Raw genomic sequence first — 21,063 nt, forward strand, 5'->3', positions numbered from 1 at the left:
GGGGCCGAAGGCCACGCGTAATCCGACAACATTGTTAGCGCCTGCGGTGGTGCCGGATTACCTTCACAGCCGTTCCAGCTTCGCAATCCCCAGGTCCAGCACCTTCATGCCGTGCTGTCCGAAATTGATTTGCGCACGCGCATTGCCGCCGCCGCCTTCGATATTGACGATCACGCCTTCGCCAAACTTGGCGTGCGCCACGGATTCGCCGATGCGCCAGCCGCCGCCCGTGGCTTTTTGCGCGATCTTTTGTGCAATCGCATTGTCCGAACCCAGGCTGGCCACGCGCGGCGCCTCGTCCCAAGCCGACTTGCGGTTGCCGAACCAGTTTGCCTGCACCTTCGGCGACAGCCATTTCAAGGATTCTTCCGGCAATTCGTCGAAGAAGCGCGATTTCATGTTGTAGCGCGTCTGGCCGTGCAGCATGCGCGTCTGCGAAAAACTCATGTACAGCCGCTTGCGCGCACGCGTGATCGCCACGTACATCAGCCGGCGTTCCTCTTCCACGCCATTGTCTTCCTTCGAGCTACTTTCGTGCGGGAACAGGCCCTCTTCCAGGCCCGTGATAAACACGTTGTCGAATTCCAAGCCCTTGGCCGAGTGTACCGTCATCATCTGCAGCGCATCCTGGCCCGCCTGCGCCTGGTTGTCGCCCGCTTCCAGCGACGCGTGCGACAGGAAGGCGGACAGCGGCGACATCACGGCCGGCAGCGGCGCGTCCGCGTCCAGGATTTCGATGCCATCCTGGTTGACCACGGGCGCGCCCGACTGCGCCTGGGCGGCAGGCCCCAGGTGGGCCGGTGCGCCTTGGCCGAAACCTTCTTCGGAAATGAACTGGCTGGCCGCGCTGACCATCTGCTCCAGATTCTCGATGCGGTCGGCGCCTTCTTTTTCGTTCTGGTAATGCTGCAGCAAGGTACTGGCTTCCAGCACCACTCTAACCATTTCCGGCAAGGACAATTGCTGCGTTTCAAAGCGCACGCCTTCAATCAGCTTGACGAAGCCGGCCAGCACGCTGCCCGCCTTGCCCGCCACATACGGCACGGATGCATACAGCGAAATGCCGTACTGTTCCGATGCGGCCTGCAATTGCTCGATCGAGCGCATGCCGATGCCGCGCGTGGGGAAGTTCACCACGCGCAGGAAGGCCGAATCGTTGTGGGGATTGTCCATTAATTGCAAATAGGCAATCGCGTGCTTGACCTCGGCGCGCTGGAAGTAGCGCTGGCCGCCATACACGTGATACGGAATCGCGGCCGAGAACAGCGCATGTTCGATCACGCGCGACTGCGCATTCGAGCGGTACAAGATGGCGATTTCGCTGCGCGAGGCGCCGTCGGCGATCAGGCTTTTCGCCTCTTCGATGATCCACTGCGCTTCCTGCAAGTCGGAACTGGCTTCATACACGCGCACCTGCTCGCCATGGCCCGCGTCCGTGCGCAGATTCTTGCCCAGGCGCTTGCTATTGTTCGCGATCAGCACGTTGGCGCTGTCGAGGATGTGGCCGTGCGAGCGGTAGTTCTGCTCGAGCTTGATCAAGTTCTTGACCTGGAACTCGTGCTCGAAGGCGCTCATATTGCCCACGTTGGCGCCGCGGAACGCATAGATGCTCTGATCATCGTCGCCGACGGCAAACAGGGCGCCGCCATCGCGGCTGCCATGGCCAGCCAGCAATTTCAACCAGTTGTATTGCAAGTTGTTCGTATCCTGGAACTCGTCCACGAGAATGTGGCGGAAACGCGCCTGGTAGTGTTCACGCAGCGGCTGGTTGCGGCTCAGCAATTCGTACGTGCGCAACAGCAATTCCGCAAAATCGACGACGCCTTCGCGCTGGCACTGGTCGTCGTACAGCTGGTACAGCTCGACCATCTTGCGCTCGTGCGCGTCGTACGCTTCCACGTCCGTGGCGCGCAAGCCCTGGTCCTTGGCATTATTGATGAAATACATCACCGTCTTCGGCGGGAATTTTTCATCATCGATATTGTTCGCCTTCAACAAGCGCTTGATCACCGACAATTGATCCTGCGAGTCGAGGATCTGGAACGTTTGCGGCAAGGCCGCGTCGCGGTAATGCGTGCGCAGCAAGCGGTTGCACAGGCCGTGGAAAGTGCCGATCCACATGCCGCGCGTATTGATCGGCAGCATGGCCGACAGGCGCGTGAGCATTTCCTTGGCGGCTTTATTGGTAAACGTCACGGCCAGGATGCCGGGCGGCGATACCTGCTGGGTCTGGATCAGCCACGCGATGCGGGTGGTCAGCACGCGGGTCTTGCCCGAACCGGCGCCCGCCAGGATCAGCGCATGTTGCGCCGGCAAGGTGACGGCAGCCAATTGTTCGGGATTGAGGTTGTGAAGAAGATTTTGCATCCCGTGATTATACCGGCATGGCTAAAAATACTGTGCATTTGTCCAGCGGTCGCGGCATTTTACCCACGCGCGCTACAATCGGTATCCCGACACAGCGGCCTGCATCCCATGACACCACCCACCCACCTCGACGGCGCCCGCGTAATGGCCTGGGCCTGGTCCGACCTGCCCTTCGGCCATGTCGCCAGTGAAGGCGGGCCCGGCCCCGTCGCCATCCACGGCCTGGCCCTGTGCCGCTACGCAGACGAAGCGCGCGTGTACCGTTTCAGCTGCGACGCGCAGTGGGAAACCGTGCAGGATGACGTGTATGCCAGCGAGGATGACGCCATGCAGCAGTTGCCAGCGCAATATCGCGCCGTGGCTGCCATCTGGCGTAAAGTCTAGCGCACCAGTTTTGCCTTGCCTTCGCTGAGCGCCTGGGCGATCACCTGGCGCGTGGTCTTGTCGGCCGCCTTCGATGCCTTTTCCTGCTGGCGTCCCAGCGCTTCCATTTGCTTGCCCAGGGTTTCCATCGGCTTGCCGCGCTGGTCCATCTGGCGCGACAGCGCGTCCACCTTGTCCGCTTCGCGCTCGTGCGCGGCGGCGATGCGGTCGTTGACCTCTTCCATGGCGTCCTGCGCATCTTCCATCTGCTGCTGCAAGCGTTCCACGTCGCGTCCGGCCGCGCGGCGCGCCGTCTCCGTAGTTGCCTGCGCCTGGCGGCGCGCCGCCTCGCCCATCTTGCGGCCCAGTTCCTGCTGCTGGCGGCCCAGCGCCTGCAACTGCTCCGCATCGCGCGTGCCGCCGTTCGCCTGCGCCGCGCCATGGGCGCCCATCTTGCTGCCCAGTTCGCCCATCGCCTTGCCATGCTCGCCCATCTGCTTGCCCAGGTTGCCCATCTGTTCACCCAGCTGCTGTGATGGTTTCCAGGCTTCGCTGACCCGGGCCAGCAATGCGGCATCCTGCGTCACATAACTCTTGCCCTGGTCGCGGAACCACAGGAACTGGCCCTTGACGGACTGTTTCAGCTGCTTGATCTGCTGGCCATCGACATCGGTGCCGGCCATGGTGACGCTATCTTTGCGGCTGTCGACGAGCGCATAACCGTCGCCGCTGCCCATGGAAATATTGATCTGCTTGCTGGGTGCGGCCGGTGCTGCCGGTGGCGCGGGCGGCTCGGGGGGCTGCACGGCCAGCGCGCTGCCGCCGATCAGGATACCGGCCAGGCTGAGGATCAAACGGTGGGAAGTGGACATGGCTGCCTCGTCGCAAAAGTAGTGGAGCCTTGACTTTAACGGTGGATGAAGCACGGCTCCAGCGCGATGCGACAGGCTGCAAAAAGACCGGCCTGGATGGCAGACACGGACGATGGATGGAACGCCGGGCAAAAAAAACGGAGGCCGCAGCCTCCGCAAAAACGCCGTGGTACGGCGTAATGTATTAGTACAGCACGACGGAGCGGATCGATTCACCGCTTTTCATCAGGTCGAAGCCCTGGTTGATGTCGTCGAGCTTCAAGCGGTGCGTGATCAAATCGTCGATATTGAGCTTGCCTTCCATATACCAGTCGACGATCTTCGGCACGTCCGTGCGGCCGCGCGCGCCACCGAAAGCGGAGCCTTTCCACACGCGTCCCGTCACCAACTGGAATGGACGGGTGGAAATTTCCTGGCCGGCTGCCGCCACGCCGATGATGATGGACTGGCCCCAGCCCTTGTGGCAGCACTCGAGCGACTGGCGCATGGTGGTGGTGTTGCCGATGCATTCGAACGAATAGTCGGCGCCGCCGTCCGTCAGCTGCACGATGGTGTCGACGACGTTTTCCACCTCGTTGGCGTTGACGAAATGCGTCATGCCGAACTTGCGTGCGATGGCCTGGCGGGCCGGATTGATGTCGACGCCGATGATCTTGTCGGCGCCGACCATCTTGGCCGCCTGGATCACGTTCAAGCCGATACCGCCCAGGCCGAACACGACCACGTTGGCGCCCGCTTCCACCTTGGCAGTAAACAGCACGGCGCCCACGCCGGTGGTGACGCCGCAGCCGATGTAGCAAACCTTATCGAATGGCGCATCTTCGCGGATCTTCGCCAGGGCGATTTCCGGCACGACGATGTAGTTGGAGAAGGTGGACGTGCCCATGTAATGGAAGATGGGCTTGCCGTCGATGGAAAAGCGCGACGTCGCGTCGGGCATCAGGCCGCGGCCCTGGGTCGAGCGGATCGACTGGCACAAGTTGGTTTTTTGCGACAGGCAGAATTTGCACTGGCGGCATTCCGGCGTGTACAGGGGAATGACGTGGTCATCCTTTTTCAAGCTTTTCACGCCCGGGCCCACGTCGACGACGATGCCGGCGCCTTCATGGCCGAGAATCGACGGGAAGATGCCTTCCGGATCGGCGCCCGACAGGGTGTAATAATCCGTGTGGCAAATGCCCGTGGCCTTGATCTCGACCAGTACCTCACCCTCGCACGGGCCGGCCAGGTCGATTTCCTCGATGGTCAAAGGCGCGCCGGCCTTCCATGCAATCGCTGCTTTGGTTTTCATGTGTGTCCTGTGCTGTGTATGGTTGAACCGGGCGCGCCAGCGCGCCGTATCGCCACATCATAACAAAGCAGGCGCCAGGAAAACGCTTACTTGGTTTTCGCGCGGTTCAAGAACGCCCCGTGCAAGCCGTTCAGGGTTTCCTCGGCCAGCAGCAGCTGGCTGGCGATTTCATTGATCTTGCGGCGGCTGGAACGGGCGTGGTCGCGCAACACTTCGAAGGCCGTGTTGCGGTCCGTCTGGAATTTTCCCATCAGCAAACCGACTGCCAGGCTCGTTTCGCGGCCGGCGGCCAGCGCCGCGTTCAGGTTCAGTTCCGTACGGCGCAGCTGGCGGATTTCATCGGCACGGGCCAGGCCCGCTTCGAACGCGGGCATCAAGCGGCCTTCATCGACGGGTTTCACCACGTAACCGACGGCGCCGTAGGCGGCCGCCTGCTTGCCCGATTCGCTGTCGCCGCTGCCGGACAGGAACATGAACGGCACGGCCGTTTCGCCATGCAGGCGCTTGGCCAGTTCCAGGCCGGACATGCCCGGCATGTGGATGTCGAGCAAGGCCAGGTCCGGCTCGCGCTGGGCGATCAGCTGCAGCGCCACTTCGGCCGAATGGGCCAGGGCTGTTTCGTAGCCGGCATGGCGCAGGACTTCGCCGAGGAACTCCAACAGGAGCTGGTCATCGTCAACGATCAGGATAAGGCGTTTCGCGGCGGCTGGCTGGCTCATGGGTGGGGGACCTCGGTAATGAATGATGTTCTTATTATATGCCGATTATTCCCCCAAACCAGCCCTGCACGTCCATGCTCACGCCGCAAACAAGTGATTGAATTGCTGCACCGCAATATTCACATCGTCCGCCTGATAGACGCTGCTGATGGCCGCCACCATGTCGGCCCCGCGTGCGGCCAGCGGTGCGGCGTTCTCCGGCGTCATGCCCCCGATCACCACGCAGGGCAAGGCAATCTCGCGCTTGGCCTGCAGCACGATGTCCAGCGGTGTCGTGACCGGGTACTTTTTCACCAGCGACGGATAAAAGCCGCCGAAGGCCACATAGCTGGCGCCGCCCGCCTCCGCCGTCCTTGCCAATGTCATGTCGCCATAGCAGGAAGCGCCGACGATCTTGTCCTTGCCCAGCCGCGCGCGCACCTGCGCCACGGACGCATCCGTGCCGCCCACGTGCACGCCGTCCGCATCGAGCTCTTCGCACAGTTCGATGAAGTCATTGATGATGAAAGGCACGCCATACTTGCGGGACAGCGCCAGCAAGGCGCCCGCCTGTTCGCGCCGCTGCTCCGCGTCGGCGCTCTTGTGACGGTATTGCAGCAGGGCCACGCCTTCCTGCAAGGCTTGCTCGCTCACGTCGAGCAGGCGGTCGGTGTCGTCCCAGTTCGGGGTGACCAGATACAGTCCACGCATGATATTTTCCTTATTGAATGAATCGTTGCGGCATCAGCTGACCTGGCGCTATCGCATACGCATCGGACAGGGCCGCATGACAATAACGCTGCGCGCCATCGAGCGCATCTTGCATCGGCACGCCTTGCGCCAGGCGCGCCGCGATGGCCGACGCCAAAGTGCAGCCGCTGCCATGAAATTCGCCGGGCAAGCGCGGCCAGCGCCACGCGTGCTCCCTGCCATCGGCGTCAAACCAGCGGTTGACGATCATCTCGCCTTCGCCGTGGCCGCCCGTCACCAGCACGTTCCGACAGCCTTGCGCGCGCAAGTTTTCTACGCCGCCGAGAGCCAGCGCTTCCGGCCCGTTCGGTACGATCACGGTCGTCACCGGCAACAAGGGCGCCAGCGCCAGTACGGCATCGTCCCGGCTAAGCACGTCGCCATGGCCGCTGGCCAGCACGGGATCGAGCACGACAGGTAAATGCGGCCGGGCCAGCCGCAATTGCGCGATCAGTTGCGCAATGACGGCCGCATTCGCGGCGCTGCCGGGAATGCCGATTTTCACGGCATGAATCGCCATCTTGTCGATCAGCGCCTGCGCCTGCCGGCGCAGCAATTCCGACGCCACCGGCTCGACGCCAAAGACCCTGTCGTTGTCCTGCACCGTCAGCGCCGTGATGACGGGCAGCGCATGCGCGCCCTGCGCGGCAATGGCCAGGATATCGGCGGCGATACCGGCGCCGCCCGAGGGATCGACACCGGCAAACACCAGCACCGCCGGCAAGCTGCCTGGCTTCACGCCAGGCGGCCCGCCATCGGCGACGACGGCGACGCGGCAAACTTGCGCGGCATGCGCCCCGCCAGAAACGCTTCGCGCCCGGCCCGCACGGCCAGTTTCATCGCATGCGCCATGCGCACGGGGTCGCGCGCACCGGCAATGGCCGTATTCATCAGCACGCCATCGCAGCCCAGTTCCATGGCAATGGCCGCATCCGACGCCGTGCCCACGCCGGCATCGACGAGCACGGGCACTTTCGCCTGGTCGATGATCAGCGACAAATTCCACGGGTTCAAGATGCCCATGCCCGAGCCGATCAAGGAGGCGAGCGGCATGACGGCCACGCAGCCGATATCTTCCAGAATCTTCGCCTGGATCGGGTCGTCGCTGCAGTAGACCATCACGTCAAAGCCATCCTTGACCAGCGCTTCGGCCGCCATCAACGTTTCCGGCATGTGCGGAAACAAGGTCTTTTCGTCACCGAGCACTTCCAGTTTCACGAGATTGCGCCCGCCCAGAAGCTCGCGCGCCAGTTGCAGGGTGTAGACAGCGTCCTTGGCGTTGTAGCAGCCGGCCGTGTTCGGCAAAATCGTGTACTGGTCGGGCGGCACGAAGTCGAACAGACTGGGCGCGTTCGGGTCCTGCCCGATATTCACGCGCCGGATCGCCACCGTGATGATCTGCGCCTCGGCCGCATCCGTCGCTTCGCGCGTCTGCGGCAAATCCTTGTACTTGCCGCTACCGACCAGCAAGCGCGATTGATACTGTTTTCCTGCAATGGTCAGCAGGTCGTTATTTGTTTCGGTATGCATGTGTTCTTCCTTAAGTTTTTAAACGTCCGAAGAAAACCGTAACGAGCGGCGATGATTTGTGGCCGAGACGCGCAACCGTGCTAGAGCACGGGGGCGCCGAGCCGGTGAGCATCGCAGGCCGCAAAGCGCGACGCGCAGTAGGTTTGCTTGGACGTTTTCAGCCGCCGCCGATGGCGCGGACTATTTCCACTTGATCCTGGGTTTGCAAGACCTGTCCCGGCCAAGCCTTGCGCGGCACGACATTGCGGTTGACGGCCAGCGCCAGCGCCTGGTTTTCCAGCGACAGGGCGGCGATCAATTTGTCCAGGGTTTGCCCCGGCGGCACCTGGTGCGGTGCGCCGTTGAGCGTGATGTTGATGAATGCAGGCATCACGCTCTCCCTCAGACCTTGCGGTACAGCTCGGCGCCGTTCTTGATGAATTCAATGGCCTTGATTTCCATGCCCTGCTTGAGCGCCTTGTCTTCCGCGATGCCCATGCCGGCCGCGTATTCGCGCACTTCCTGCGTGATTTTCATCGAGCAGAAATGGGGGCCGCACATGGAGCAGAAATGCGCCACCTTGGCCGAGTCCTTGGGCAAGGTTTCATCGTGGAATTCGCGCGCCTTGTCCGGGTCCAGGCCGATGTTGAACTGGTCGTCCCAGCGGAATTCGAAGCGGGCTTTCGACAGCGCGTTGTCGCGGATTTGCGCGCCCGGATGGCCCTTCGCCAGGTCGGCCGCGTGCGCCGCAATCTTGTAGGTGATGATGCCGTCCTTGACGTCCGCCTTGTTGGGCAGGCCCAGGTGTTCCTTCGGCGTCACGTAGCACAGCATGGCCGTGCCGTACCAGCCGATCATGGCCGCGCCGATGCCGGACGTGATGTGGTCGTAGCCGGGTGCGATATCGGTCGTCAGCGGCCCCAGGGTGTAGAACGGCGCTTCGCCGCACTGCTCCAGCTGCAAGTCCATGTTTTCCTTGATCAACTGCATAGGCACGTGGCCAGGCCCCTCAATCATCACTTGCACGTCGTGCTTCCACGCGACTTGCGTCAGCTCGCCCAGGGTTTTCAGTTCACCCAGCTGCGCTTCGTCGTTGGCGTCGTAGATCGAGCCGGGACGCAAGCCGTCGCCCAGCGAGAACGACACGTCGTACGCTTTCATGATTTCGCAAATTTCTTCGAAATGCGTGTACAGGAACGATTCCTGGTGATGCGCCAGACACCATTTCGCCATGATGGAGCCGCCGCGCGAGACGATGCCCGTCAGGCGCTTGGCCGTCATCGGCACATAGCGCAGCAGCACGCCCGCGTGGATGGTGAAGTAATCGACGCCCTGCTCTGCCTGCTCGATCAGGGTGTCGCGGAAGATTTCCCAAGTTAAATCTTCGGCCTTGCCGTTGACCTTTTCCAGCGCCTGGTAGATCGGCACGGTACCGATCGGCACGGGGCTGTTGCGCACGATCCATTCGCGCGTCTCGTGGATATGTTTACCTGTGGACAGGTCCATCACGTTGTCGCCGCCCCAGCGGATGGCCCAGGTCATCTTTTCCACTTCCTCGCCGATCGACGAAGTGACGGCGGAATTGCCGATATTCGCGTTGATTTTTACGAGGAAATTGCGGCCGATAATCATCGGTTCCACTTCTGGATGGTTGATGTTGGCGGGAATGATGGCGCGGCCGCGGGCGATTTCCTCGCGCACGAATTCCGGCGTGATCTCGGCCGGAATGCTGGCGCCGAACGACTGACCCGGATGCTGGCGGCCCATCAGGTCGGCCAGGCGCTCGCCCATGGGGCCGGACGCTTTCAGCTCGCGCAAATATTCCTGGCGGCGCATGTTTTCACGGATAGCGACGTATTCCATTTCCGGCGTGATGATGCCCTGGCGCGCGTAATGCATCTGCGTCACGTTCTTGCCGGCGATGGCGCGGCGCGGCTTGCGGTGCAAGTTGAAACGCAGTTCGGCCAGCTTCGGGTCCGCCAGGCGGGCGATGCCGTAGTCGGAGGTCGGGCCGGGCAACTCTTCCGTGTCGGCACGCTCGATGATCCACGGCAGACGCGGCGTGTCGAGACCCGAGCGGATGTCGATCTGCACGTCCGGATCCGTGTAGGGGCCGGACGTGTCGTAGACGTAGATCGGCGGATTCTTTTCGCCGCCGAACGACGCTTCCGTATCGGACTGGCTGATCTCGCGCATGGGCACGCGGATGTCGGGACGGCTGCCTTCAACATAGATCTTGCGCGAATTGGGCAGCGGCGCGATGGCGGCTTCGTCGACCGTGGCGGTGGCGGAGAGGAATTTCGGGTTGGCGTTCATTTTGGCTCCTTGGCTAGACTATTTTTAAGCCTGGAGCCAGCTAAGGAGGTTCGGAATTGCGCACGCGGAAAAGCGGGGTGCGTTCATCCTAAAGCTTCCCTTCGCTGGCATTATCCAGATCAGGTTCGGAGGGTATTTCTCACCCGCGCTTGCACTGTGTTTTCACAGCGAAAGGCAGGACCCCTAGCGTTTGCCGCCTTGCGGCAGCGAGCCAATTATACGCGGTTCACGTCGCGTGGCCAGATGATTTCTTGCAGGTGTCGTCTTTGTACATCGCTCTACTTCTTCTTGCCCCAGCGCCAGCTGGTCGGTTCGCCCTTCAGCTGGCAGATGAAAATAAGCACGGCAACGATGGCCGCTTCATAGACGATGTAGCCGACCAACATGGTTTGCGGCGGGAACAGGAAGGCGCCGCAGGCGAACAGCGCCAGCGCCGCCAGAAACACCAGCCAGCCCTGCCAGGTGATGGGCAAGCCCCAGCCCCAGCCATAGGTTTTGGCGGGGAACCAGTATTGCGGCCTTGATTTGTCAGTCATGATTTTTCCTGGTCAGTATCGATAGCACCCAGTATAAATCAGCCGATGCGATGGCGTTCCGTGACGTCGAGGCCGATGCCGCGGTAGCCGATGAAGCGGCTGCCATTGTCGAACATCGGTTCGCCGCTCACTTGCAGGTACTGCGTGCTGCCGTCGAGGTTGGCGCGGCTGTAGATGAAATCGAGAAACGGTTCGCGCGCGGCAATTTTTGCGTCAAGCAAGGCGCGCTCGGTGGCATTCCAGCGCTGCGGCTCTTGCTCGCTGCCGATGCCCAGCATTTCAGCCACGGGGCCGGAAAAGCGCGTCAGATTGCCCTGCGCATCCTGTTCCCAGTACCAGTCGGACGACAGTTCCGTGAAGCGCTGGAAACGCGCTTCGCTTTCGCGCAGCTCCGCCGTGCGTTCTTCCACCATCTGTTCCAGCGACTTGTTGTATTCGGCCAGCTTCTGGTACAGCAGGCGCACTTCCAGCATGTTGTGGATACGCGTTTTCACTTCCACCAGGTCGAACGGTTTGCTGACGAAATCCTTGGCGCCCGCTTGCAGCGCGCGCAGCTTGTGGCCGGGCTGGGCCGTGATCACCAGCACGGGCAGATAGCTGCCCGCCTCGATGTCGCGCAAGCCTTCCATGACTTCAAAACCATCCATTTCCGGCATCTGCAAGTCGAGCAGGATCAGGTCGTAGCGGTGCTGCTGGTGCAGCGCGCGCACGGCTTGCGGGTCCATGGTGGAAGTAATGCGCGTATAACCGGCATTGCGCAGCACCTGTTCCAGCAGCATGACGTTCGCCTCCTGGTCATCGACGATGAGGATGCTGGCGTTCAGAATCTCGGTGGCTTGAAGCATGGCGGTATTCCTAAAAATAAATGCTGAATTAGCGTACTGCGTGAATGTCGTCGGCCAGGCCGTGCGCGGCCGCATGGTGCAGGGCCACGTCGAGCGCATCCATGAATTCGACGACCTTGATCGGCTTGGTCAGGTAGCGGAAGAAGCCCGCTTCCAGGCCCTTCTCGATGTCGCGCGGCACGGCGTTGGCCGACAGGGCCATCACGGGAATATGTTTCGTCAGCGGGTCGTCATGCAGGATGTGCAGGGCGCCAAAGCCGCTGATGCCGGGCAGGTTGATATCCATCAAGATCACGTCCGGCTGATACGTGCGCGCCAGGTCGATGCCCAGGTGCGCATCGATGGCCGTGAGCAGTTTCAAATCGCTGCGGCGGGCGATCAATTGCTCCACCAACGCCAGGTTGGCGGGATTGTCTTCCACGTACAGCAAGGTGCGCTGGCTTTCCTGCGGCTCCTGCACCTGCGGCAGCGCGTCGCCATCGCCCAGCACCAGTGCGGGAGCACTGCTGGCAGCCAGCTCGAACCAGAACGTGGTGCCCACGCCGACCGTGCTGTCGACGCCGATGGTGCCGCCCATCAATTCGACCAGCTGCTTGGTGACGACGAGGCCGATGCCCGTGCCCTCTTCCGTGCTGTTTTCCTGTCCCAGGCGGTTGAAGGGCTGGAACAGCTGGGCTACCTGGCCCGCATCGAGACCGGCACCACTGTCACGCACGCTCACGCGCACACGCTCGCCATGGCGGCTGCATTCGACGGTGACGGCGCCGCCGCCCTGGTTGTACTTGATGGCGTTCGACAGCAGGTTGACCATCACCTGTTTCACGCGCGTGCGGTCCGCATGCACATAGAAGGCCTGGCCGCAGCGGGGGAAATGCATGCGGATGCCGCGCTTTTCCGCCTGCGGCGCGATCATTGCCTGGCAATCCTGCAACACGTCGAGCAGCGACATCGCTTCCTGCGACAAGGTGACCTTGCCCGATTCGATCATGGCCAGGTCGAGGATTTCATTAATCAGGCGTAACAGATACCAGCCGCCCTTGAGGATTTGCTCGATCGAGCGCTGCTGCGGCGGGCTCGGTGGCGGCACGTCGGACGCCATCAGCTGCGCAAAGCCCAGCACGGCGTTCAGCGGCGTGCGCAATTCGTGGCTCATGCTTGACAGGAATTCGGACTTGGCGCGGTTGGCCTTTTCCGCCACCTGGCGCGCCTTCTTCAACTCCGCATTGTTGGTCTCGACCAGCGAGCGCGTGTACGCCTGCTGCTCCTGCAGGCGCTGGTCCAGCAAGGCCTGTTCCGCCTCGACCTGCTTGCGCGCCGTGTTGTCCGTGCCGATCAGCAAGTAACCGATGACTTTGCTTTGCGCATCGCGCAAGGCCGTCACGGAGACGATGGCGGGGAAGCGGCTGCCATCCTTGCGGATGTAGGTCAGCTCATAGATGTCTTCGATGCCGCGCGTGGCCTTGAACACGAGCGCTTCCACGCCGGGCGTGATGACGGTGTCGAGTTCGGCACTGAGGGCGGCGGCGCGCGCGACGATTTCCTGCGCGTCAGAAATACCAGCCGGCGTCAGCTTGTCGACCACGTCGCTCGCCGCATAGCCCAGCATGCGTTCGGCGCCCACGTTGAAAATCTGGATCACACCCTGCGCATCGGTGGCGATGCACGAAAAATTGGCGCTGTTGAAAATCGCATCCTGCAAGGCGCCCGCCTTGAGCAGCTGGCGCGGCAGGCTGGCCGCCAAGGTGCGCCGGTACAGCGCCACGAGCAGCATCAGCAGCAAGAAGACCAGCGCGTCAATGACGCAGGCCGTCTCGAACGGCGCGCGCCAGGCCAGCAGGCCGATGGCCAGCAGCACGATGGCGCTGAACGAAAACGCCAGCGCCATGGGCCAGCGCGACGGTGCGCGCGGGGGAATGTTTTCAACAGATTGCATGGGGTAGCCCGGGCTGTGACAACGATAAAAGAGAGGATGCGGTGTTCAACGCGCCTGGCGCTGGCGCACGTCCGACAGCAGGCGCGTGAATTCCTTCTTCACCACGCCATAGCATTCGCACACATGGCCTTCGAGGCCGGCGCGGTCCAGCACGGAGATATGGCCGCGCCGGTAGCTGATGAAGCCGCGCGTCTGCAAACGCCCGGCCGCTTCCGTCACGCCTTCGCGGCGCACGCCCAGCATGTTGGCGATGAGTTCCTGCGTCATGGTCAGCTCGCGGTTCGGCAGGCGGTCCATGGTCAGCAGCAGCCAGCGGCACAGCTGCTGTTCCACCGTATGGTGGCGGTTGCACACGGCCGTCTGCGACATTTGCGTGATCAGCGCTTGCGTATAGCGCAGCAGCAAGCGCATGACGGGACCGGCGCGGTCGAATTCCTCCATCAGCAGATGCGCCTTCAGCCGGTAGCCGACGCCGCCCGTCTGCACGACGGCGCGGCTCGGCGTCGAGTTGCCGCCCATGAACAGCGACACGCCCACGACGCCTTCATTGCCGACGCCGGCAATTTCCGACGATCCGCCGTTTTCCAGCAGGTAGTGAATGGAAACGATGGCCGTGGTGGGGAAATACACATGCTGCAGCTTGTCGCCCGAATCGTAGATCACGTCACCGAGCAGCATCGATACTTGCTCCAGGTGGGGGGCCAGGCGCGCGAAATCGGCGTCGAGCATGGCGGCGAGCAAATGGTTTTGATTCGGGTTGTGCAACTGGGCATGCGGACTCGACATGGGCAGGTTTCCTGTTTTCCAGTCGTCAGCTAGGGGATCGATGAAAGGCGTCCGAACGAGGGGCGCCATGTGGTGCAGCGTAACACAGCGCTGGCACAGTGACCCGACTATATTTCTTGTCAGCATTGCCGTCCGTTCGGTAGCGAACGGACGGTATTTCGCCGTGCACCCTACAGTCAGTCACTGCCCGGCTTGCCTGATCATGGATCGGCACCGGTGCTGCCACGGGACCACCATGCAATCATTCTTCAAACGCATCTCCATTTCCGTTTCCACCTCGGCCCTGCTCACGCTGGCGTTCGGACTGTGCCTGACGGCCCTGTGCTACGCCTCGGCGCGCCAGATCGAAGCGGAAAGCGCCCGGCTGCTGCTGCAGTACCACGCCAGCGGCCACACCTTGGGCGCCGCCCTGCTGCCGGCCAAAGGCATGGGCCTGGACGCCAGCCATCGCGGCTCGCTGTATGTGCTGCTGGGCGGAATGCTGTCGAGCCTGCTGGCAGCCGCGTATGTGTATCAGCTGGTGTCGCGCAATTCCGTGATTGCCCGCATCACGGGCGAACGCACGGCGGCGCTGCAGTTTGCCAATTTGCGCCTGTCCGAAGACATCGCCGCGCGCATGCACAATGAAAAGTCGCTACGTTTGCGCGAACGCATCATCGAAGTGTCGGCCAATGCCATCATCCTGTGCAGTGCCGACGCGCCAGGCTACCTGATCGAGTACGTCAACCCCGCCTTCGAACGCATCACCGGCTATGCGGCCGGCGAAGTCATCGGCCAGCGCCTGGAAGACTTGCAGGGTCCCGAGCAAGGGCGGCAAGACATGCACGCCATTACGGCGGCCCTGCGCGAGCAGCGCGAAGGCAAGGCCATCGTGCGCAATTTCCGCAAGGATGGCAGCAGCTACTGGAGCGAGCTGTTCGTCGCGCCCGTGCGCGACGATGGCGATGGCGCGCTCAGCCACTTTGTCGTGGCGCAATACGACATCAGCACCGTCATGCGTTTCGAACAGGAACTGGAATTCCAGGCCAGGCACGATATCCTGACGGGCCTGGCCAACCGGGCCCTGCTGCGCGAACGGCTGGAGCAGGCGATGGCCGTGACGCGGCGCAGCGGCCAGCCCCTGTGGGTGGTCTTCATCGACCTCGACCGCTTTAAATTCGTCAACGACACCCTGGGCCACGACGCGGGCGACCTGGTGCTGAAAAGCGTGGCCGAGCGCCTGTGCGACGCCACGCGCGAAGTCGACACGGTGGCGCGCCTGGGCGGCGACGAATTCGTGCTGCTGCTGCCCCAGCATGGCAATGGCGAACCGGGCGCCGCCATCCTGCAGCGCATTCAGGACGCCGTGGCGCAGCCGCTGCAACTGGGCGAATATGAATTTTTCCTCAGCTGCTGCATGGGCGTGGCCGTGTATCCCGACGATGGCGGCGATGCCGACACCCTGATCAAGCACGCCGACATCGCCATGTACCGCGCCAAGGAACAGGGACGGGGCCACTGGCAATTCTATGCTTCAAGCATGAATGCGGGCACCCTGGAGCGGCTGGAACTGGAGAGCGAGTTGCGCCACGCCCTGGAAAGGGGGCAGTTCCACCTGGAATACCAGCCCCAGCTGGACCTGGCCAGCGGCGCCGTGGTGGGCATGGAAGCGCTGCTGCGCTGGCAACATCCGCAGCTGGGGCGTATTCCCCCGGCCAGCTTTATCGGCCTGGCCGAGGAAATGGGCTTGATCACCCCCATCGGCGACTGGGTGCTGCGCACGGCGTGCGCCCAGACGCGCGCCTGGCAACTGGCAGGCCATGGCCCGCTGCGCCTGGCCGTCAACCTGTCGGCGCGGCAATTCAAGCAAAAGAACCTGCTGCACGCCGTGGCCCAGGTGCTGGCCGAGACAGGCCTCGAGGCGGCCCACCTGGAACTGGAATTGACGGAAAGCATGGTCATGCATGACGTGGAGCAAGCCACGGCCATCATGGCCAAGCTGAAGGCGCTGGGCGTGCAATTGTCGATCGACGATTTCGGCACCGGCTATTCCAGTCTGGCCTACCTGCGCCACTTCCCCATCGACGTGCTGAAAATCGACAAAACCTTCGTCAGCGACATCACGCACAGCATCGACGACGCGGCCATCGTGCGCGCCATCATTTCGCTGGCGCACAGCCTGCGCCTGAAAGTCATCGCCGAAGGCGTGGAAACAGAGCAGGAACTGGCCTTCCTGCGCCAGCACGGCTGCGACCAGATGCAGGGCTACCTGTTCAGCCGCCCCCTGGCCGCCGCCGCCTTCGAAGCGCTGCTGCACGAAGGCAGCATGCTGCCCGCCTAGACCAAGGTTTAAAAAGCGTGGCGCAAGCCGACGTTGAAGGCGCGGTTGCCCGTGCCCACTTCCGTGGCATTGCCCACCATGTAGGCGGCGTCGTTGCGGTTGCGGATATGCGCGTAGGCAACATACACCTTGCTGCGCTTGGACAAGGCATACGTGGCGCCGACGGCCAGCTGCCGCGCGTCGCGGTTGGCAGCGTCGCGGTCATCCTTGTGCACGTACGAGGCCAGCAAGGTCGTCGCGCCCAGCGGCACGGACACGCCGACGATGGCGTCGCGGCTGTCCGTGGACTGGGCCGGCGCCTGCGCCGCGCCATACGGGTTTTCCGCAAAGAACATGGTGCTGCCGTCGCCCGTGTTGCGGCCATAGCCGGCAAATGCCGTCGCCACGCCAAAGTTGTAGTTACCGGCCAGAATCGTGTTGTTGACGTCAGCCTTGCCCGGCTCGCCGGCGCGGCTCTGGCGCGCCAGGCGCAAGGTCAAGGGGCCGTTGACATAGCCGAGGGCCAGGCCCAGCGAGCGCTGGTCGGCCGCCACACCCGTGTGTTCGCCGGCACCGACCATGACCGTGCCCGTCACGCCGCGCCATTCCGGCGAGGTGTAGCGCACGGTATTGTCGATGCGCGTGGCCGAATAACCGGCCAGGTTGGTCGCCGCGCCGGCCAGGCCGCCTTCGAACGGATCGGCCACGTCGGTCAGGGCCTGGCTTTGCAGGTTGTACTGGCGCCCGATGGTCAGCATGCCCAGCGGGCTGTCGATGCCGACAAAAGCCTGGCGACCGAACAATTGGCCCGCCTGGTCGGAGCGGCCCGTGTCGCTCAGGACGCCCGCTTCCAGCGTGAACACGGCTTGCCAGCCATTGCCCAGGGATTCCGTGCCGCGCAAGCCCAGGCGCGAGCCGGCCGATACGCCGCTGGTGAGCTTGCTGACGCCGCCTTCCTGCACCAGGCCGGCATCCATCAAGCCATACATGGTGACTGAAGACGGGGTGACTGACGACGGGGTGACTGAAGACGGGTCGACGGACGACTGTGCGTGGGCGGCAGGCAAGGCGCCCAGGGTGGCGAGTGCCATCGTGATCGAGATTTTTTTCATGCGGGTTTCCTTGTAAAAGCAAAACCGGGAAAGCGCGCGGCCATGGCGCGGCCACAGGCGCAAAGGCGCGCTGCGGGAGCGCCGTATCGAAAGACGACGGGCCAGATAACAACATTCCTGGCTAAGCTGTGGCGGCGCGGCCGGCAAACGGTGGCGCGCGGTATTCCGCCGTGAATGGTGCACCGCTGGCGGTGCGCGTGGCTCAGGCGCCCAGCCCGCAGGGGACGCTCTGAAAGTGGCTGGCATCGCAGATGCGCTGGCCGTGTGACGCGGACGAGAGTTGGATAAAACTGCGTCTGCTGGCGCCGTCCGCAAAGATAGGGCAGGAGGCGCCGAGGCCGGCATTATAACATCGGCAGCCCTTTCATCCCCGTTCTGTTGCGGGAAAACGGCCCGCAAAGCCGCCAAAACACTGAAAAAGGCGGCTTGCCACGCTGCAGGCGATGCCGTGTCATCTATAATGGTTCCTTTTGCCAATCACACGCCAAATCATGGAATTAGCCAAGTCTTTCGAGCCCGCCGACATTGAACAATTCTGGCGCACCGAGTGGGAACAGCGCGGTTACTTTACCGCCACCCTCGATGCCGGAAAACCTTCCTTCAGCATCCAGTTGCCGCCGCCGAACGTCACCGGCACCCTGCACATGGGCCATGCGTTCAACCAGACCATCATGGATGGCCTGACCCGCTACCACCGCATGCTGGGCCACAACACGGCCTGGATACCCGGCACCGACCACGCGGGCATCGCCACGCAAATCGTCGTGCAACGCCAGCTGGACGCGCAAAAGATTTCACGCCATGACCTGGGCCGCGAGAAATTCGTGGAAAAAGTGTGGGAATGGAAAGAAAAATCCGGTTCCATCATCACCGGCCAGATGCGCCGCCTGGGCGCCTCGGCCGACTGGCAGCGCGAATACTTCACGATGGACGAACCGCGCTCGAAAGTCGTCACCGACGTCTTCGTGCGCCTGTTCGAGCAGGGCCTGATCTACCGCGGCAAGCGCCTGGTGAACTGGGACCCCGTGCTGGGCACGGCGGTGTCCGACCTGGAAGTGGTGTCCGAGGAGGAAGACGGCTCCATGTGGTACATCAAGTACCCGCTGGCCGACGGCAGCGGTTTCCTGACGGTGGCCACCACGCGTCCTGAAACCATGCTGGGCGACGTGGCCGTGGCCGTCGATCCGACGGACAAGCGCTACACCGCGCTGGTGGGCAAGATGCTGAAACTGCCGCTAACCGACCGCGAAATCCCCATCATCGCCGACGAATACGTCGACAAGGAATTCGGCACCGGCTGCGTCAAAATCACCCCCGCGCACGACATGAACGATTACGCCGTGGGCCTGCGCCACAAACTGGCGCAGATCGTCATCCTGACCCTGGACGCGAAGATCACCGACGACGCGCCCGAGGCCTACCGCGGCATGGACCGCTTTGCCGCGCGCAAGCAGATCGTCGCCGACCTCGACGCGCAAGGCTTGCTGGAACAGGTCAAGCCGCACAAGCTGATGGTGCCGCGCGGCGACCGCACGGGCGTCGTCATCGAACCGATGCTGACGGACCAGTGGTTTGTCGCCATGAGCAAGCCTGCCCCGGAAGGCACTTTCTTCCCGGGCAAGTCGATCGCGGAAACGGCGCTGGACAAGGTCGCCAATGGCGAAATCAAGTTCGTGCCGGAAAACTGGAGCACCACCTACAACCAGTGGCTCAACAACATCCAGGACTGGTGCATCTCGCGCCAGCTGTGGTGGGGCCATCAAATCCCGGCGTGGTACGACGACAAGGGCAATATCTTCGTTGCGAAGACGGAAGCCGAGGCACAAGCCAAGGCGCAGGCAGCCGGCAGCACGGGCCCGTTGAAACGCGACGACGACGTGCTCGACACGTGGTTCTCGTCGGCCCTGGTGCCGTTCTCGACCATGGGTTGGCCTGAAGAAACGCCGGACATGAAGGCGTTCCTGCCATCGTCCGTGCTGGTCACGGGTTTCGACATCATCTTCTTCTGGGTCGCGCGCATGGTCATGATGACGGCGCACTTCACGGGCAAGGTGCCGTTTGAAACCGTCTACGTGCATGGCCTCGTGCGCGATTCGACGGGACAGAAAATGTCCAAGTCGAAGGGCAACACCCTGGACCCGATCGACCTGATCGACGGCATCGATCTGGAAGGCTTGATCGTCAAGCGCACGACGGGCCTGATGAACCCGCGCGACGCGGAAAAGATCACCAAGGCCACGCGCAAGGAATTCCCGGAAGGCATTTCCGCCTACGGCACGGACGCCGTGCGCTTCACCATGGCCAGCTACGCTTCGCTGGGCCGCAACATCAATTTCGACCTGGGCCGCTGCGAAGGCTACCGCAACTTCTGCAACAAGATGTGGAACGCCACGCGTTTCGTCATGATGAATACGGAAGGCAAGGATTGCTCGCCGAACGACGCCGACCTGTCGCAAGCGGATAAATGGATCATCTCGCTGCTGCAAAAAGCGGAACTGGACGTGGCCAAGGGCTTTGAAGACTTCCGTTTCGACAATATCGCCGCATCGATCTACAAATTCGTGTGGGACGAGTATTGCGACTGGTACCTGGAAGTGGCCAAGGTGCAAGTGCAGCAAGGCACGGAAGGCCAGCAGCGCGCCACCCGCCACACCCTGCTGCGCGTGCTGGAAGTGGTGCTGCGCCTGGCCCATCCGATCATCCCGTTCGTCACGGAAGCCCTGTGGCAGACGGTGGCGCCATTGGCTGGCAAGACCTTGAAGGCCGAGGGTGATTCGATCATGATGCAGCCGTATCCGATCGCCAACACCGACAAGATCGATGAATCGGCCGAAGCGTGGATGCAGCAGCTGAAAGCCTTGACGGACGCGACGCGCAACCTGCGCGGCGAAATGCAGATCTCGCCTTCCGTGCGCGTGCCGCTGATCGTCGAAGCGGGCAATGCCAGCGAGAAAGAAGCACTGGCGTCGTATGCGCCGTACATCCAGTCGCTGGGCAAGCTGGCCGAAGTGCAGATCGTCGATGCGCTGCCGGACTCGCCAGCGGCCGTCGCCATCGTCGGCACCACCAAGCTGATGCTGAAAGTGGAAATCGACGTGGCTGCCGAACGCGAACGCCTGTCGAAAGAAATGACGCGTCTTGAAGGCGAGATCAACAAAGCCAACGGCAAACTGTCGAACGAAAGCTTTGTTGCCCGCGCGCCGGCTGAAGTCGTGGCGCAGGAAAAAGCCCGCGTCGCGAACTTCTCTGCGACGCTGGAGAAGATGCGCGAGCAATTTGCCAAGTTGTCAGCCTCCTAAGCAGGCCCAAGCAATGTCCCAGTTGAAAAGCCGCCCTCCCGGGCGGCTTTTTTTTGGCCATGCGCCTATGCTGTCATTGTCCCGCGC

At 62.6% G+C, this 21,063-nt stretch carries 17 protein-coding genes and 1 riboswitch; of the genes, 3 read left to right on the top strand and 14 right to left on the bottom strand.

The features are described 5' to 3' along the window. Window positions 1-63: 63 nt before the first annotated feature. A complete protein-coding gene (locus tag VM94_RS10415) occupies window positions 64-2,367 on the bottom strand; it encodes a UvrD-helicase domain-containing protein (RefSeq protein WP_034749150.1) in 2,304 nt (767 codons plus the stop codon). A 108-nt stretch (window positions 2,368-2,475) separates the two neighbouring features. Here VM94_RS10415 and VM94_RS10420 point away from each other — a divergent pair, with 108 nt between their 5' ends. Further along, window positions 2,476-2,751, top strand: a complete 276-nt coding sequence (locus VM94_RS10420) for a hypothetical protein (protein WP_046683431.1) — start codon at window positions 2,476-2,478, stop codon at window positions 2,749-2,751. On the opposite strand, the gene VM94_RS10425 is transcribed toward VM94_RS10420, so the two are convergent. From VM94_RS10425 to VM94_RS10480, 12 genes are all read right to left on the bottom strand, one after another. After that, complete coding sequence (locus VM94_RS10425) at window positions 2,748-3,602, bottom strand: hypothetical protein (protein ID WP_046683432.1); 855 nt, start codon at window positions 3,600-3,602, stop codon at window positions 2,748-2,750. The two genes, VM94_RS10420 and VM94_RS10425, sit on opposite strands and share 4 nt — an antisense overlap. A gap of 184 nt (window positions 3,603-3,786) precedes the next feature. Further along, window positions 3,787-4,893, bottom strand: a complete 1,107-nt coding sequence (locus VM94_RS10430; RefSeq protein ID WP_046683433.1) for an S-(hydroxymethyl)glutathione dehydrogenase/class III alcohol dehydrogenase — start codon at window positions 4,891-4,893, stop codon at window positions 3,787-3,789. 86 nt (window positions 4,894-4,979) lie between these two features. Further along, entirely contained in the window at window positions 4,980-5,612 is a 633-nt protein-coding gene (locus VM94_RS10435; RefSeq protein WP_034749164.1) for an ANTAR domain-containing response regulator, read from the bottom strand. Window positions 5,613-5,690: 78 nt separating this feature from the next. After that, window positions 5,691-6,302, bottom strand: coding sequence for a thiamine phosphate synthase (thiE, locus tag VM94_RS10440; RefSeq protein ID WP_046683434.1), 612 nt, complete (start codon window positions 6,300-6,302; stop codon window positions 5,691-5,693). A gap of 10 nt (window positions 6,303-6,312) precedes the next feature. Further along, entirely contained in the window at window positions 6,313-7,080 is a 768-nt protein-coding gene (gene thiD / locus VM94_RS10445; RefSeq protein ID WP_046683435.1) for a bifunctional hydroxymethylpyrimidine kinase/phosphomethylpyrimidine kinase, read from the bottom strand. Beyond that, entirely contained in the window at window positions 7,077-7,871 is a 795-nt protein-coding gene (locus VM94_RS10450) for a thiazole synthase (protein WP_046683436.1), read from the bottom strand. Before VM94_RS10450 ends, thiD begins: the two co-directional genes overlap by 4 nt. A 157-nt stretch (window positions 7,872-8,028) precedes the next feature. Further along, window positions 8,029-8,241 (bottom strand): sulfur carrier protein ThiS, encoded by a 213-nt coding sequence (thiS, locus tag VM94_RS10455; RefSeq protein WP_046683437.1) that lies wholly within the window; start codon window positions 8,239-8,241, stop codon window positions 8,029-8,031. 11 nt (window positions 8,242-8,252) lie between these two features. Next, window positions 8,253-10,166 carry a phosphomethylpyrimidine synthase ThiC gene (thiC, locus tag VM94_RS10460; RefSeq protein ID WP_046683438.1) on the bottom strand — a complete coding sequence of 638 codons (1,914 nt, stop codon included), beginning with the start codon at window positions 10,164-10,166 and terminating at the stop codon, window positions 8,253-8,255. A 79-nt stretch (window positions 10,167-10,245) separates the two neighbouring features. Then, window positions 10,246-10,361: riboswitch (TPP riboswitch) on the bottom strand. An 83-nt stretch (window positions 10,362-10,444) separates the two neighbouring features. After that, window positions 10,445-10,702, bottom strand: a complete 258-nt coding sequence (locus tag VM94_RS10465; RefSeq protein WP_046683439.1) for a hypothetical protein — start codon at window positions 10,700-10,702, stop codon at window positions 10,445-10,447. A 38-nt stretch (window positions 10,703-10,740) separates the two neighbouring features. Next, window positions 10,741-11,547: a response regulator gene (locus tag VM94_RS10470; protein WP_046683440.1), complete on the bottom strand. Its 807-nt coding sequence runs from the start codon at window positions 11,545-11,547 to the stop codon at window positions 10,741-10,743. 28 nt (window positions 11,548-11,575) lie between these two features. Further along, the gene (locus VM94_RS10475) at window positions 11,576-13,480 is read right to left on the bottom strand and encodes a PAS domain-containing hybrid sensor histidine kinase/response regulator (RefSeq protein WP_235432892.1); all 1,905 of its coding nucleotides are present in this window, start codon (window positions 13,478-13,480) and stop codon (window positions 11,576-11,578) included. Between the two features lie 45 nt (window positions 13,481-13,525). Next, the gene (locus tag VM94_RS10480) at window positions 13,526-14,266 is read right to left on the bottom strand and encodes a Crp/Fnr family transcriptional regulator (RefSeq protein WP_046683441.1); all 741 of its coding nucleotides are present in this window, start codon (window positions 14,264-14,266) and stop codon (window positions 13,526-13,528) included. Window positions 14,267-14,501: 235 nt separating this feature from the next. Between VM94_RS10480 and VM94_RS10485 the strand changes: the two genes are divergently transcribed. Next, on the top strand, window positions 14,502-16,586 hold the full coding sequence (locus VM94_RS10485) for a putative bifunctional diguanylate cyclase/phosphodiesterase (protein ID WP_052755705.1): 2,085 nt from the start codon (window positions 14,502-14,504) through the stop codon (window positions 16,584-16,586). 8 nt (window positions 16,587-16,594) lie between these two features. On the opposite strand, the gene VM94_RS10490 is transcribed toward VM94_RS10485, so the two are convergent. Next, on the bottom strand, window positions 16,595-17,677 hold the full coding sequence (locus VM94_RS10490) for a porin (RefSeq protein ID WP_046683442.1): 1,083 nt from the start codon (window positions 17,675-17,677) through the stop codon (window positions 16,595-16,597). Window positions 17,678-18,168: 491 nt separating this feature from the next. On the opposite strand from VM94_RS10490, the gene VM94_RS10495 reads away from it, so the two are divergent. Continuing rightward, a complete protein-coding gene (locus VM94_RS10495) occupies window positions 18,169-20,976 on the top strand; it encodes a valine--tRNA ligase (protein WP_046683526.1) in 2,808 nt (935 codons plus the stop codon). The last annotated feature ends 87 nt before the right edge of the window (window positions 20,977-21,063 follow it).

Source organism: Janthinobacterium sp. KBS0711 (assembly GCF_000988085.1).
GTDB classification, from domain to species: domain Bacteria; phylum Pseudomonadota; class Gammaproteobacteria; order Burkholderiales; family Burkholderiaceae_D; genus Janthinobacterium; species Janthinobacterium lividum_E.